Source organism: Mycobacterium sp. SMC-4 (assembly GCF_025263265.1).
Classification (GTDB): Bacteria; Actinomycetota; Actinomycetes; order Mycobacteriales; family Mycobacteriaceae; genus Mycobacterium.
The window spans coordinates 4,631,773-4,645,514 of the sequence record NZ_CP079869.1 but is presented as its reverse complement, the minus strand read 5'-3'; the positions used below and the strand labels follow the sequence as shown (position 1 = coordinate 4,645,514).

13 protein-coding genes are annotated in these 13,742 nt (G+C 66.9%); 6 read left to right on the top strand and 7 right to left on the bottom strand.

The window, feature by feature from the left end; genetic code table 11:
- Positions 1-30: 30 nt before the first annotated feature.
- From KXD98_RS22090 to urtA, 7 genes are read right to left on the bottom strand one after another with little or no spacing between them, the layout of a single operon-like run.
- Positions 31-729: an urease accessory protein UreF gene (locus tag KXD98_RS22090; RefSeq protein WP_260760433.1), complete on the bottom strand. Its 699-nt coding sequence runs from the start codon at positions 727-729 to the stop codon at positions 31-33.
- The gene (locus KXD98_RS22085; protein ID WP_260760432.1) at positions 710-1,201 is read right to left on the bottom strand and encodes an urease accessory protein UreE; all 492 of its coding nucleotides are present in this window, start codon (positions 1,199-1,201) and stop codon (positions 710-712) included. The genes KXD98_RS22090 and KXD98_RS22085 overlap by 20 nt, the downstream gene beginning before the upstream one ends.
- Entirely contained in the window at positions 1,198-2,037 is an 840-nt protein-coding gene (locus KXD98_RS22080) for an urease accessory protein UreD (protein WP_260760431.1), read from the bottom strand. The genes KXD98_RS22085 and KXD98_RS22080 overlap by 4 nt, the downstream gene beginning before the upstream one ends.
- Positions 2,037-2,654, bottom strand: a complete 618-nt coding sequence (ureG, locus tag KXD98_RS22075; protein WP_260760430.1) for an urease accessory protein UreG — start codon at positions 2,652-2,654, stop codon at positions 2,037-2,039. Before ureG ends, KXD98_RS22080 begins: the two co-directional genes overlap by 1 nt.
- Positions 2,655-2,667: 13 nt before the next feature.
- A complete protein-coding gene (gene ureC / locus KXD98_RS22070; RefSeq protein WP_260760429.1) occupies positions 2,668-4,383 on the bottom strand; it encodes an urease subunit alpha in 1,716 nt (571 codons plus the stop codon).
- Between the two features lies 1 nt (position 4,384).
- Complete coding sequence (locus KXD98_RS22065; RefSeq protein WP_260760428.1) at positions 4,385-5,089, bottom strand: urease subunit beta; 705 nt, start codon at positions 5,087-5,089, stop codon at positions 4,385-4,387.
- A gap of 4 nt (positions 5,090-5,093) precedes the next feature.
- Positions 5,094-6,359, bottom strand: coding sequence for an urea ABC transporter substrate-binding protein (gene urtA, locus KXD98_RS22060; protein ID WP_260760427.1), 1,266 nt, complete (start codon positions 6,357-6,359; stop codon positions 5,094-5,096).
- Positions 6,360-6,522: 163 nt separating this feature from the next.
- On the opposite strand from urtA, the gene KXD98_RS22055 reads away from it, so the two are divergent.
- The 6 genes from KXD98_RS22055 to KXD98_RS22030 all read left to right on the top strand — a co-directional run bounded on the left by KXD98_RS22055 (position 6,523) and on the right by KXD98_RS22030 (position 13,707).
- A complete protein-coding gene (locus KXD98_RS22055; protein ID WP_260765351.1) occupies positions 6,523-7,542 on the top strand; it encodes a helix-turn-helix transcriptional regulator in 1,020 nt (339 codons plus the stop codon).
- 38 nt (positions 7,543-7,580) lie between these two features.
- Complete coding sequence (locus KXD98_RS22050; protein WP_260760426.1) at positions 7,581-8,687, top strand: alkene reductase; 1,107 nt, start codon at positions 7,581-7,583, stop codon at positions 8,685-8,687.
- Between the two features lie 35 nt (positions 8,688-8,722).
- Positions 8,723-8,911 carry a hypothetical protein gene (locus tag KXD98_RS22045; protein WP_260760425.1) on the top strand — a complete coding sequence of 63 codons (189 nt, stop codon included), beginning with the start codon at positions 8,723-8,725 and terminating at the stop codon, positions 8,909-8,911.
- Positions 8,912-9,043: 132 nt separating this feature from the next.
- Entirely contained in the window at positions 9,044-10,255 is a 1,212-nt protein-coding gene (locus KXD98_RS22040) for an acetyl-CoA C-acetyltransferase (protein ID WP_260760424.1), read from the top strand.
- A 15-nt stretch (positions 10,256-10,270) separates the two neighbouring features.
- A complete protein-coding gene (locus KXD98_RS22035) occupies positions 10,271-12,415 on the top strand; it encodes a 3-hydroxyacyl-CoA dehydrogenase NAD-binding domain-containing protein (RefSeq protein ID WP_260760423.1) in 2,145 nt (714 codons plus the stop codon).
- A gap of 329 nt (positions 12,416-12,744) precedes the next feature.
- A complete protein-coding gene (locus tag KXD98_RS22030) occupies positions 12,745-13,707 on the top strand; it encodes a helix-turn-helix domain-containing protein (RefSeq protein WP_260760421.1) in 963 nt (320 codons plus the stop codon).
- Positions 13,708-13,742 lie beyond the last annotated feature (35 nt).

The window sequence follows — 13,742 nt, the reverse complement described above, 5'->3', positions numbered from 1 at the left end:
GCCGAAGCCTAGTGCCGGGGGCGCCGCGGGTCAGGTGGCGAACAGCCGCCCCGTGCGGGTCTCGTGCCGCATGCCGCTGATCTCCAGGGCCGGAGCGGTGCTCCACAGGTCGTCGAGATCGCGGCGGCAGGCCTGTTCGGCCATGTCGACGAGGTCCGCGGCAGCGCCGGCCTGCAGGCGTTGGCTCTGCAACGGCCCCAGTCGTCCCAACCGCACCGCGGCGCTGAGCAGCGACGCCAGCATGGACCGCAGGGATCCCAGTACCGCCGTGTGCTGCGGGATACCCAACGCGGCCTGCAGCGCCCCGTCGACGACGGCGCTGTGCCCCTCGGTGATGCCGGCGCGCACGGCTTGCAGGTAAGCCGATTCGGCGGCCAACCCGATGGTGCCGGCGGCGGCGGCGAGCTGGCGGCCCGAGGACTCCGAGGCGGTGCGGGCGTTGTCGAACAGCTTGTAGCTGGCGGCCAGCTCGTCGAGCTCACGCAACCAGTGATGATCCGGCGCGACGACCCACGCAGCCGCGGTGATCGTGGCATCCAGCGGCGCGACGCCGGCGCTCAGGTAGTCCAGCGTCACGGCGGCGACCTCGTCGGGTTCGGCGTCGGGATGTTGGCTCAGCCATTCCTCCAGGCCGTGGCTGTGGACCATGCGACCTGCGGGAAACGCGCTGTCCTGCAACTGTATCCACAGCGCCAGCGCGACGGCGGGATCAGTGCTGATGGCCGGCATGAGAATCCGCCGACGTTCGGGACCAGCCCTCGGTCGCCATCGGTACCGAGGTCACGGTGCCGACGACACCGAGGTCGGCCAACACCTCCTCGGCGGCATGGGTGCTGGTGAACAGCGGCGCGGCCAGCCGCTCGGCGCCGACATCGATCGGCGCGTGCTGGTTGCCCAGCAGGTATCCCAGCAAGAGCATCCGCCGCGCGCCGCCGACGCCGTCGTTGTCGTCGAACCGGACCGTGACGGCCGGTTCCGCCGGGCGCCGCACCACGACGATGTGCACACCGTCGTCGGCGATCACCGCACCGTGGCGCAGGAAGCTGCCGCGCGGCAGGCTGATGTCGACCCGCTGCCCGGTGTCGGTGGTCACGACCTGGCGGTGCTTGGCGGCGTCGCCCCAACCGATGTCGACATGGCGGCGACGTCGTCGGTGAAAACGTGGCTCGTCGTGGTCACCGAGGATGGCTTCGGCTCTCATCGTCTCTCCTGTGCGGATGTGCTCGGGACCGCCACCAGTGCCGTGCGGGCCTGGGAGAACAGCTGGTGGCGCATGTCGTGGAGCTGCGGTGCGTGCGCAGCGGTGAGCCGGACGAACACGCCGGCTCCGGCAGGCAGCCGTCCTGCTCCGGCGATACATCCGGCAAGGCCGGCGATGATGGCCCGGATCTTCTCGAGCAGCGACTCGGTGCAGCGCCCCGGTGCGACCGCGACGAAGGTGGCCAGATAGTTCCCGCCGATCAGCCGCTCGGGCGAGTGCCCGGGACGGATCACCTGCCGGTCCCGCGCCACAGCGCGTCCGTCGGTGCGCACGACGAGGGCGGCGTCGTAGCGGGTGAACGCGAACCGCTCACCGTGTGCGATGCGCCCCGCGGCCAGCGCCTCCCAACCCAGGTAGACACCGCCCGGTTGCACCTCGACGTCGACCCGCTGCACGAACGTCGAATCCGCGTGCGGAATGACAGTTCCCGGGTAGTACTCCAGTACTGCCCCGGCGTCGACCCTCAGGGTCAGCGTCTGGCGCGCACCGGGGCCGTCACCGGCGAACACCTGCGTGGCGGACTGCGTGGTCAGGTGTAAGTGTGATCCGGGCCGACAGTGCACGTCGGTGCGAAGCGTGTCGTCGGAAAAGGATCCGCCGCTGGGGCTCTGGATGCACAGCACGGCCGCTCCGGGGTACTGCGCGTCGCAGCGCAGCGGCATCGTGACGCGCTGCGGATAGCGTTGCCGCAGTGTGGTCGCGCGGGTGTTGCCGCGGGCGTCCACCACGACTTCCACGGCAAGCTCGCCCGGCTGGACCGACGGTGCGGTGAGCATCAGCGGGCTGCGGTCAGCATCGCGCCGTCGAGCAGCCGCTCGGTCAGGTCGGTGAGCCCCGTTCCCACCCGCAGGTCGGTGAACACCGTCGGTTTGACGGGGCGTGCCACCGCGCAGTCCCGGCGCATTCCGGACAAGTCGGCTCCGACCAGCGGTGCCAGGTCGATCTTGTTGACCACCAGCAGATCCGCCTGTAACATGCCCAGGCCGTTCTTGCGCGGGATGTCGTCGCCGGCGGCGGTGTCGATGACGAAGATCCAGTAGTCGACCAGATCCGAGGTGAATGTGGCAGCCAGATTGTCGCCGCCGGATTCGATCAGGATCACATCAAGCTCCGGGAAGCGGCGGCAGAGTCGTTCGGCAGCAGCAAGATTCGCCGACGGGTCTTCTCGGATCGCGGTGTGCGGGCAGGCGCCGGTCTCGACCGCCAGCACCCGGTCGGGGTCGATGACGCCGCTGCGGCGCACCCGCTGCGCGTCTTCGTCGGTGACGAGGTCGTTGGTGATCACCGCGACGCTGAGCCCGGCTTCGGTCAGCTGGGGGATCAGCATTTCCACCAGCCGCGTCTTGCCCGAACCGACCGGTCCGCCGATGCCGATCCGGACTACCTCGGCCATGGGTTGCTCCTTGTCATTTCAGTGTGTAGCGGCGTCCCAGCGGCACCTGACTCATCGGAGTGCTGAGACAGGGCTGACCGTCGACGGTGACGCGGTAGGTGTCGGGTTCGATGTGGATGTCGGGCAGGTAGTCGTTGTGCAACAGGTCGGCTTTGGTCAGCGCACGAGCACCCCGGCAGGCCACCAGCGGTGTGTCCAGTTCGAGTCGGGCGGCCAGCCCGGACTCCACGGCGTCGCGGGCCACGAAGTTGACCGACACGTCGGCGGGGGTTCTGCCGTAGGCCGCCCACTGCGGACGGTAGCGCAGCGGTTCGCATGTCATCAGTGACGCGTTGGCCTCACCCATCACCGACCACGCCGGGAACCCGCCCTTGAACACCACCTCGGGGCGGATCCCGAAGAACTTCGGTTCCCACAGCACGATGTCGGCGAGCTTGCCGGGCTCCAGCGAGCCGATCTCGTGGTCGATCCCGAACAATTTCGCCGGGTTGATGGTCAGCTTTGCCACGTAGCGCAGAATGCGCGCGTTGTCGGCGCCGGTGCCGGCGTCGGCGGGCAGCGGTCCCCGGGTGGCGCGCATGTGTGACGCCAGCTGCCAGGTCCGTGCGATGGTTTCTCCGATGCGACCCATGCCCTGGGAGTCAGAACCCATCGCCGAGATGGCGCCGAGGTCGTGCAGCACGTCCTCGGCGGCGATCGTCTCGCGGCGTATCCGCGACTCGGCGAAAGCCACATCCTCCGGGATGCGCGGGTTGAGGTGGTGGCACACCATCACCATGTCGAGGTGCTCGTCGAAAGTGTTGAGGGTGTAGGGATTCGTCGGGTTGGTCGACGACGGCAGGCAGTAGGGCTCACCGACGACGCGCATGATGTCGGGTGCGTGCCCACCGCCGGCACCTTCGGCGTGATAGGTGTGGATGGGTCGGCCGCCGATCGCGGCCATGGTGTCCTCGAAGAAGCCGGATTCGTTGAGGGTGTCGGTGTGGATCTGCACCTGCAGATCCAGTTCGTCGCCGGCGTCCAGCGATGACCGGATCGCGGCCGGAGTGGCCCCCCAGTCTTCGTGGATCTTGAAGCCGATCGCCCCGGCCAGACCCTGTTCGATCAGCGGGGCGGTGCTCGAGGCGCTGCCGTTGGCGATGAACCCGAAGTTCATCGGGAACGCCTCGGCTGCACGCAGCATGCGTGCCAGGTTGGTGGCCCCGGACGAGGTGATGCCGACGGTCACCGGTCCCAGCCCGCCGCCGATCATCGTCGTGACGCCGCTGGAGATGGCCTCCTCGACCAGTCCGGCACTGTCGAAGTGGACGTGCACGTCGATCGCCCCGGCAGTGGCGATCATTCCCTCGCCGGCGCGGATGTCGGTGCCCGCGCCGATCACCAGTTGCGGGTCGACACCGTCCATGGTGCGTGGGTTGCCGGATTTTCCGATGCCGGCGATGCGGCCGTTGCGAATCCCGATGTCGGCCTTACGGATTCCCAATACCGCGTCGACGATCAGTACGTTGGTGATGACGAAGTCCAGGGCCCCGTCAGTGTTGGTGACGTCACCGTGCACAGCCATGCCCTCACGCATGGTCTTGCCGCCGCCGAACACCGACTCGTCACCGTAGACGGTTGCGTCGTGCTCGACCCGGGCCAGCAACTCGGTGTCGGCCAGCCGGATGCGGTCACCGGTGGTGGGGCCGTACAACTCGGCATAGTGCCGGCGGGAGATGTGGTGTGCCATCTCAGGCCTCCCACGTCGAGTCGAGGAAGCCCAAGGTGTGCAGGCGCCCCAGCAGTTCGGTGGACGCCGGAGCCGTCGTCGCCCCGTTGGTGACGTCGTTCTGCCCGACCACGGTACGGTCGCCGCCATATGTCGTCAGCGTAACCTCCTGTGTTTCACCGGGTTCGAAGCGAACTGCGGTACCTGACGGGATGTCCAGCCGCATGCCGAAGCCAGCCGCCCGGTCGAACCGCAACGCCCGATTGACCTCGAAGAAATGGAAATGCGAGCCCACCTGGATCGGCCGGTCGCCGGTGTTCTCGACCGTGAGCACGCTGATCGGGCGCCCTGCGTTGAGCTCCAGATCGCCATCTAAGGGCAGGATTTCGCCAGGAGTCACCGTCGGTGCTGCGGTGGTGGTTCCCGGACCGATGGCCTCGTGCACGGTGACCAGCTTCTGGCCGTCGTCGAAGAACGCCTCCACCTGAACCGATCCCAACAGCGTCGACACGCCCGGCAGGACGTCGTCCTCGGTCAGGATCGACGCGCCGTGCGCGGCGGCCGAGGCGACACTCGCACCGGCGCGTGCGGCTTCGACCACCTCATCGGCGATCAGCGCGCGCGCTTCGGCGTAGCTCAACGACAGTCCGGCGGCGCGATGCTTACGAGCCAGCTCGGCGGCCAGGAACAGCAGCAGGCGGTCCTCATCCTTGGGGGTCAGGTGCATGGCGTCAGCCCGTGATGCTCTCGGCCCAGGGGTAGCTGCGCAGGTAGGGGTCGGGCTCGATGGGCTGCGGCGACTCCCACACCTGATAGATCAGCCCGTCGTCGCCGACCCGGCCGATCCGCGCGGTCTTGGTGACGTGGTGGTTGTCACCGTCGATCGTCACCGTGCCTTCCGGCGCGTCGACTGACACACCCCCGGCGGCCTGCTGGATGTCGGCGACAGCGAACGAATTCGCCTTCTCCACCGTCGCTTTCCACAACAGCACCGCGGCGTACGCCGATTCCATCGGGTCCGAGGTCACGCGATCGGCGCCGAAGCGTTCCTTGAAGTCGGCGACGAACTCCTGGTTCCGTGCAGTGTCGAGGGTCTGGTAGTAGTTCCACGACGACAGCTGCCCGGCCACCGTGGCGGCGCCGATGCTGCGCACCTCTTCCTCGCCGACACACATCGACATCACCGGCATGGTCTGCGCGGTCAGGCCCGCGCTGCGGTACTCACGGAAAAAGGCGACCAAGGAGTCGCCGACCACGACGTTGAACACCGCATCGGCGTCGGCGGCGCGGATCTTGTTGACGATGGTGGAGAAGTCGGTGCTACCCAGCGGGGTGTAGTCCTCTCCCTTGATCTCGATGCCGTTGGCCTCGGCGTAGGCCTTCACGATCGCATTGGACGTACGGGGGAACACATAGTCGCTGCCCACCAGGTACAACGACGTGACGCCCTGCTCCTTGAGATAGTCCAGCGCGGGAATGATCTGCTGATTGGTGGTCGCGCCGGTGTAGAAGATGTTGGAGGAATCCTCCAGCCCTTCGTACTGCTGGCCGTAGTACAGCAGCGCGTTGGCGTCCTCGAACACCGGGAGCATCGCCTTGCGGCTGGCCGAGGTGTAGCCGCCGAAAACCGCCGCAACACAGTCTGATTGAACGAGCTTCTGGGCCTTCTCCGCGAACACCGTCGGCTCGGAGGCGCCGTCCTCGCTGAGCAGTTGCAGTTGCTTGCCCAGCACACCGCCGGTGGTGTTGATCTGCTCGACCGCCATCACGATCGCATCGTGGATGACGGTCTCGCTGACCGCCAGGCCGCCCGACAGCGAGTTGATGGCACCCACCTTGACGGTGTCGCCGGAGGTGTCAGCGCAGCCCTCTCTGGCTGTCGCGGTGCCTTCGTCGCCGGCCCTGCTGCCGCAGCCGGCAACCAACAGAGCTGCCGCGGCGAGGGCGACGGTGGAACGCCGGAGCCGGCGCCTGGAAACTCGTGATGACCCGATCATGGTGCTACGCCTCTGTTTCGTGCGGTCGTCTTCTGGTGCGGCCAGCGTAGGAAGCACAAGGCCGCGCCCGCTATGGGGCGAATCTCCCATTCGCTGCACCAGTTTTCGTGCCCGCCTCACCGACGAAACATCTGTGAAACACCACCTGCCGATGATGGCCGGGATGACCGGCCAGTATGCCGCGGTGCTCGAAGGCGCCGGCGGATTCGACACGCGAGCACACGACATGCTCGATGCGTTGCGCGCGCGGGCGCGGTCGTCGGCGTCGGCGATCAGCCTCTGGGATCCGATCGCGCGCACCCACGTCACGTTGGCAAACCACGGTTATCCGGACGCCGTCATCGACCATCTCAACACCTGGTTCGTCGACAACGATCCGCTGTTCGATTCGATGCGTCGGCGCGATCTCGGTGCACTGCGCTGGCGCGACTTTCCCGACTATCGCAGCGGTTTCTCGGTGACCGAGGTGTTCAGACCGGCCGGCTTCGACGAAGGGCTGTCGGCGCGACTGGTCACCGTCGAGGGCCGTTACGCCGGCACCATCCACGTCAATTGCGACGACGCTCGGTATCCCACCGATGACGACGTCCGCGAAATCAACTCGCTGCGCAGACAAATGGCGGATTACCTGGACTTCTCGGTGCGGCCGCGCCAGGTTGCCGACCTGCTGGCGCCGGAGGCGCAGGCCTGGGCGGTCGATCAGATCGGTCGCGCACATCTGCTGCGGCCGGGCGCGCATTTCGACCGTCCCGTCGACGCTCGGCTGGTGTCGGACATGGCGCTGGCGCACCAGCTGATCGGAGGGCACTTCCGTCCGGAGGCGACGCGCTGGCATGACGGATCGACGTGGTTGCACGTGCGTCATCTGGCCACCGCGCCGCGTTACGCCGGCGACAGTCTGCGCGGCTTGTTGCTGATTGCCCGGGCCGAGTTGCCGTTCGGTGTCACACCCCGGGAGCTCGACGTGCTCACGTTGGCTTCGCTCGGACTGACCAACAATCAGATCGCGGCGCAGTTGTTCATCAGCGCCCGCACCGCCGGGCACCACATGGAGAACGTGATCGGCAAACTGCGCGCCGCCAACCGCGCCTCCTGCGTGTCGGCCGCCACCTCGTGGGGTCTGGTGTCGGGGCCGCTGCTGGCCGACCTGGCGGCCACACCCGCAGTGCGCGAACTCGCCTGAGCGGGAATGAATCGCCCGCCGACTGCGCTGTGTGCGGCATGACGTTGACTCTCGGCGCGGACTCGGCCCTGTTGAAACCGGTCACAGTGGGTGGGCTGCAATTGGCCAACCGCCTTTTCATGGCCCCGCTGACCAGGTCGCGGGCCGACGCCGATGGCACGCCGTCCTCGCTTGCCGCGCAGTACTACGCGCAGCGCGCATCGGCCGGGCTGATCATCTCCGAGGCCACTGCGGTCTGTGAACAAGCCAACGGTGCCTACCTGAACACTCCTGGTCTCTATACCGACCGTCAGCAAGACAAGTGGGCCGAGATCGCCTCGGCAGTGCATCAGGCCGGTGGAAAGATGTTCGTGCAGTTGTGGCATGTCGGTCGGATGGCCCACCCCGACATCAGCGGGTTCGAAACCGTGGCCCCCTCGCCGGTCGCCGCGAACCTGCACACCCATACGCCGACCGGCAAGAAGCCGCTGCCGGTGCCTCGGGCGCTGACTGTCGGCGAGATCGGCGAGATCGTCGACCAGTTCCGAAGTGCTGCCCGGCGGGCGGTTGATGCCGGGATGGACGGCGTCGAAATCCATTCGGCCAACGGGTATCTGTTACATGAGTTCCTGTCCGACGTGGTGAACCAGCGCAGTGACGAATACGGCGGCTCGCCTCAGAACAGGGCCCGATTCGCTGCCGAGGTCGTCGAAGCCGTCGCCGACGAGATCGGCCCCGAGCGCGTCGGACTGCGGATCTCGCCCGGTAACGGTGCCGGCGACATGCACGAGGTCGACGACACCAGCGCCTACGAGGCGCTGCTGTGCCGGATCAAGCCGTTGAACGTCGGCTACCTGCATGTGGTGATCGAGTCGTCGAAGCCTGCGTTCGCCGCCGTGCGGACCGTGTGGGAGGGCCCGTTGATCCTCAACACCCCGCGCACCGTGGGCACCGACTTCGCGCTGCTGGAGAACCTTGCCAGTTGGGGCGTCATCAGTGCGGCGGCGATCGGGCGCGGATTCTTGGCCAACCCGGACCTGGTGACGCGTCTGAAGGTGGGGGCACCGCTCAACGAGCCGGATGAGGCGACGTTCTACGCGCCGGGACCTGCTGGATACATCGATTACCCGACGCTTGACGAAATCGTGATCGCGCAGTCGGCGTAGGTGTGTATGTGCCCGTCGCTGGGAACAGGGTCTGCATGGCTACCTACCGCGTGCTCAATCCCAAGGGTGAAGTCGTCGAGACCAAGGACATCGAAAGCGCCGATGACGCGCACGCATGGTTCGTCGACCAGAAGTCCGATTACGACGAGCTGGGCTGGCGCATGGAGGTCGAGCACGACGGTGAGTGGTCGTTCTTCGACAGCAGCGAGGGCTCGCCCGACTGACGCCACCGCAGGACATCATCTCTCCAGGAGGCCCAACCAACGGGTTGGGCGAGGCTGCTAGCATCGCGACCTAGAGGAGCAGCCTCGCCGCGGGCGTGCACCGCGGACCCCTGAACAGGACCTGGAGAACACATGTCCGAAGAAGCCTTCATTTATGAGGCCATCCGCACGCCGCGCGGCAAACAGCGCGGCGGCGCCCTGAACGAGATCAAGCCGGTCAACCTCGTTGTCGGCCTGATCGACGAGATGCGTACCCGCTTCCCTGACCTGGACGAGAACCTGATCAGCGACCTGATCCTCGGTGTCGTCTCGCCCGTCGGCGACCAGGGCGGCGACATCGCCCGCACCGCTGGCCTGGTCGCCAATCTGCCCGAGACCACCGGGGGCGTCCAGCTCAACCGGTTCTGCGCGTCCGGTCTGGAGGCCGTGAACATGGCCGCGCAGAAGGTCCGCTCGGGTTGGGACGACCTGGTGCTCGCCGGCGGTGTGGAATCGATGAGCCGGGTGCCGATGGGCTCCGACGGTGGGGCGTGGGCGGCCGACCCGGAGACCAACTACCGCATCGGCTTCGTCCCGCAGGGCATCGGCGCCGACCTGATCGCCACCATCGAAGGCTTCTCCCGCGAGGACGTCGACGCCTATGCGGCGCGCTCGCAGGAGCGTGCCGCCGCGGCCTGGTCGGGCGGCTACTTCGCCAAGTCCGTGGTCCCGGTCAAGGACCAGAACGGTCTGGTCGTCCTCGACCATGACGAGCACATCCGACCCGGCACCACCGTGGAGAGCCTGGGCAAGCTGAAGTCCGCGTTCGAGGGTGTCGGCGCGATGGGCGGATTCGACGACGTCGCGCTGCAGAAGTACCACTTCGTCGAGAAGATCAACCACGTCCACACCGGCGGCAACAGCTCGGGCATCGTCGACGGCGCCGCGTTGGTGCTGATCGGTAGCGAGGTGGCGGGCAAGTCGCAGGGGTTGACCCCGCGGGCGCGCATCGTGGCCACCGCGACCAGTGGAGCCGACCCGGTCATCATGCTCACCGGTCCCACCCCGGCGACGAAGAAGGTGCTCGACCGCGCCGGTCTGACGGTCGACGACATCGACCTGTTCGAACTCAACGAAGCGTTCGCCTCGGTGGTGCTGAAGTTCCAGAAGGACCTCAACATCCCCGACGAGAAGCTCAACGTCAACGGTGGCGCCATCGCGATGGGCCACCCGCTGGGCGCCACCGGCGCCATGATCACCGGAACCATGGTCGACGAGCTCGAGCGCCGCGGCGCCCGGCGTGCCCTGATCACGCTGTGCGTGGGCGGCGGCATGGGCGTGGCCACCATCATCGAGCGCGTCTAGAGAGGCCTGAACAGCATGGCAGAGAACACCATTCAGTGGGACAAGGATGCCGACGGCATCGTCACCCTGACGTTGGACGACCCGACCGGTTCGGCCAACGTGATGAACGAGCACTACAAGGAGTCGATGCACAACGCCGTCGAGAAGCTCGTGCAGGAGAAGGATTCGATCACCGGCGTGGTGATTGCCAGCGCGAAGAAGACCTTCTTCGCCGGCGGTGATCTCAAGGGCATGATGAACGTCGGGCCCGACAATGCCGCCGAGTCGTTCGCCGAGGTCGAGTTCATCAAGGCCGACCTGCGCAAGCTCGAGACGCTGGGTGTGCCCGTGGTCGCCGCCATCAACGGCGCTGCGCTCGGTGGCGGTCTGGAGATCGCGCTGGCCTGTCACCACCGCATCGCCGCCGACATCAAGGGTGTGGTGATCGGCCTGCCTGAGGTGACGCTGGGTCTTTTGCCCGGCGGTGGGGGTGTGGCCCGTACCGTGCGGATGTTCGGCATCCAGAAGGCCTTCATGGAGGTGCTGAGCCAGGGCACCAGGTTCAAGCCGGGCAAAGCCAAGGACATCGGTCTGGTCGATGAATTGGTCGGTAGCGTCGAGGAACTGATCCCCGCGGCCAAGGCCTGGATCAAGGCGAATCCGGAGGCGCACACCCAGCCGTGGGATCAGAAGGGCTACAAGATGCCCGGCGGCACCCCGTCGAGCCCCGGCCTGGCTTCGATCCTGCCGTCGTTTCCGGCGTTGCTGAAGAAGCAGCTCAAGGGCGCGCCGATGCCGGCGCCGCGGGCCATCCTGGATGCCGCCGTGGAGGGCGCGCAGGTCGACTTCGACACCGCCACCCGGATCGAGAGCCGCTACTTCACCACGCTGGTGACCGGCCAGACCGCCAAGAACATGATCCAGGCGTTCTTCCTGGATCTGCAGGCCATCAACGGTGGCGCGTCGCGGCCCGACGGTATCGCCAAGCAGGAGATCAAGAAGATCGGTGTGTTGGGCGCGGGCATGATGGGCGCGGGCATCGCCTACGTGTCGGCCAAGGCCGGCTACGACGTTGTGCTCAAGGATGTTTCGCTCGAAGCCGCGCAGAAGGGCAAGGGTTACTCCGAGAGGTTGGAGGCCAAGGCGCTCGAGCGGGGGCGCACCACCGAGGAGAAGTCCCGTGCGCTCCTCGATCGCATCACCCCGACCGCCGATGCCGCCGATCTCAAAGGTGTCGATTTCGTCGTCGAGGCCGTCTTCGAGAACCAGGAGCTCAAGCACAAGGTGTTCCAGGAGATCGAGGACATCGTCGAGCCGAACGCGCTGCTGGGCTCCAACACCTCCACGCTGCCGATCACCGGTCTGGCGACCGGGGTGAAGCGCCAGGAGGACTTCATCGGAATCCACTTCTTCTCGCCGGTCGACAAGATGCCGCTGGTGGAGATCATCAAGGGAGAGAAGACCTCTGACGAGGCGCTGGCTCGGGTGTTCGACTACACACTGGCCATCGGCAAGACCCCGATCGTGGTCAACGACAGCCGCGGCTTCTTCACCAGCCGGGTCATCGGCACCTTCGTCAACGAGGCGCTGGCGATGCTGGGTGAGGGCGTACCTGCGGCCAGCATCGAGCAGGCTGGTTCTCAGGCCGGCTACCCGGCGGCGCCGCTGCAGCTCTCCGACGAGCTCAACCTGGAGCTGATGCAGAAGATCGCCGGCGAGACACGCAAGGCGACCGAGGCTGCAGGTGGTACCTATGAGCCGCACCCGGCCGAGGTCGTCGTCAACAAGATGATCGAGATCGGTCGGCCCAGCCGCTTGAAGGGCGCCGGCTTCTACTCCTACGCCGACGGCAAGCGCGTCGGTCTGTGGGAGGGCCTCGCCGAGACGTTCGGTGGGGGCAACACCGAGATCCCGCTGCAGGACATGATCGACCGGATGCTGTTCGCCGAGGCGCTGGAGACCCAGAAGTGTCTGGACGAAGGGGTGCTCACCTCTACTGCGGATGCGAACATCGGCTCGATCATGGGCATCGGATTCCCGCCCTACACCGGTGGATCCGCGCAGTTCATCGTCGGTTACCAGGGTGAGCTGGGGGTCGGCAAGCAGGCATTCGTCGCACGGGCCAAGCAACTGGCCGAACGCTACGGCGAGCGGTTCAACCCGCCGGCATCGCTGAGCTAGCCCCTGCTGTCCTGACGCGAGCAGACGCTAAGTCCCCCAATTTCCACGGATTTTGGGGGACTTTGCGTCTGCTCGGCAGAACGAGGCATCGTCGCACGGGCGTGAGCGGGCACGCGACCGTGCGGACGGGGGTACGCCGTGGGCGATGGCGTGGCCGGCGTCGATGCCCGCGACGAACTCCGCGATGACGCGGAAAGTGTTGTCGAGGAGCCATTTCGTGTGACGCCGGGTCCGTGATTCGGGCTTCTTGTACAGCATGTCTTACACACTGCCGATGGTCGGCGTCCGCCAACAGTGGCCCTAGTGCCGATGATCGATAAGATAGTGACATGCACACCGTGGCGATTCTGGCCTACGACGGGATGTCGGGCTTCGAGTCCGGCATGGCGGCCGAGATCTTCGGGATGACGGAGTTGTCGCCGATGTTCTCGGCCGGACTGGTACAGCCCTGGTACTCGGTCAAACTGTGCGCCGAGGACGATGAGATCCGGCTGGTGGGCGGCGCGGTCGTCCGCACCTCCTACGGCCTCGATGATCTGTCGGGCGCCGACACCGTGGTGATCCCGAGCGTCCGCGACGCGACGACAACACCTACGCCGGCACTGATCGAGGCGATCAGAGCCGCCGACGCCCGGGGGGCGCGGTTGGTGTCCATCTGCTCGGGCGCGTTCGCGCTGGCCGCGGCCGGGGTGCTGGACGGCCGGGACGCGACGACGCACTGGATCTACACCGACCTGTTGGCGCAGCGCTATCCGCGCGTGCACGTCGACCCGGCACCGCTCTACGTCGACAGCGGTCGCGTGTTGACCAGCGCAGGGTGCGCTGCGGGACTGGACCTGTGCCTGCACATCGTGCGCTGTGATCACGGGGTCGGGGTTGCCAACGATGTCGCCCGACGGCTCGTGATCGCTCCGCATCGCGCCGGCGGCCAGGCACAGTACATCGAGAACCCGGTACCCGAACCGGCTGCCGACGGCCGGATCGCTGCGGGCATGGCGTGGGCGCTAAAGAACCTGCATGAGCCCATCACACTCGACGAATGGGCCGCGCAGTCGATGCTGTCGCGACGCAGTTTCCTGCGGCAGTTCGGCAAGGCCACCGGGACCACGCCGATCAAATGGCTGACCGAACAACGGGTCCAGGCCAGTCTGGTGCTACTGGAATCGTCGTCGCTGTCGGTTGAGCAGATCGCCACCCGGGTCGGGTTCGAGTCGCCGGTGACCTACCGGTACCACTTCGTCCGACAGCTGCGGACCACACCGAGCGACTATCGCGCCTGCTTCACCAGTTAGCGGTTCCCGACCGCGCCCATCGGGCACACTGGCCG

Coding starts and splice junctions, on each gene's coding strand:
- KXD98_RS22090 (WP_260760433.1), bottom strand. CDS start 729: ATGCCGGCCATCAGCACTGATCCCGCCGTCGCGCTGGCGCTGTGGATA.
- KXD98_RS22085 (WP_260760432.1), bottom strand. CDS start 1,201: ATGAGAGCCGAAGCCATCCTCGGTGACCACGACGAGCCACGTTTTCAC.
- KXD98_RS22080 (WP_260760431.1), bottom strand. CDS start 2,037: ATGCTCACCGCACCGTCGGTCCAGCCGGGCGAGCTTGCCGTGGAAGTC.
- ureG (WP_260760430.1), bottom strand. CDS start 2,654: ATGGCCGAGGTAGTCCGGATCGGCATCGGCGGACCGGTCGGTTCGGGC.
- ureC (WP_260760429.1), bottom strand. CDS start 4,383: ATGGCACACCACATCTCCCGCCGGCACTATGCCGAGTTGTACGGCCCC.
- KXD98_RS22065 (WP_260760428.1), bottom strand. CDS start 5,089: ATGCACCTGACCCCCAAGGATGAGGACCGCCTGCTGCTGTTCCTGGCC.
- urtA (WP_260760427.1), bottom strand. CDS start 6,359: ATGATCGGGTCATCACGAGTTTCCAGGCGCCGGCTCCGGCGTTCCACC.
- KXD98_RS22055 (WP_260765351.1), top strand. CDS start 6,523: ATGACCGGCCAGTATGCCGCGGTGCTCGAAGGCGCCGGCGGATTCGAC.
- KXD98_RS22050 (WP_260760426.1), top strand. CDS start 7,581: ATGACGTTGACTCTCGGCGCGGACTCGGCCCTGTTGAAACCGGTCACA.
- KXD98_RS22045 (WP_260760425.1), top strand. CDS start 8,723: ATGGCTACCTACCGCGTGCTCAATCCCAAGGGTGAAGTCGTCGAGACC.
- KXD98_RS22040 (WP_260760424.1), top strand. CDS start 9,044: ATGTCCGAAGAAGCCTTCATTTATGAGGCCATCCGCACGCCGCGCGGC.
- KXD98_RS22035 (WP_260760423.1), top strand. CDS start 10,271: ATGGCAGAGAACACCATTCAGTGGGACAAGGATGCCGACGGCATCGTC.
- KXD98_RS22030 (WP_260760421.1), top strand. CDS start 12,745: ATGCACACCGTGGCGATTCTGGCCTACGACGGGATGTCGGGCTTCGAG.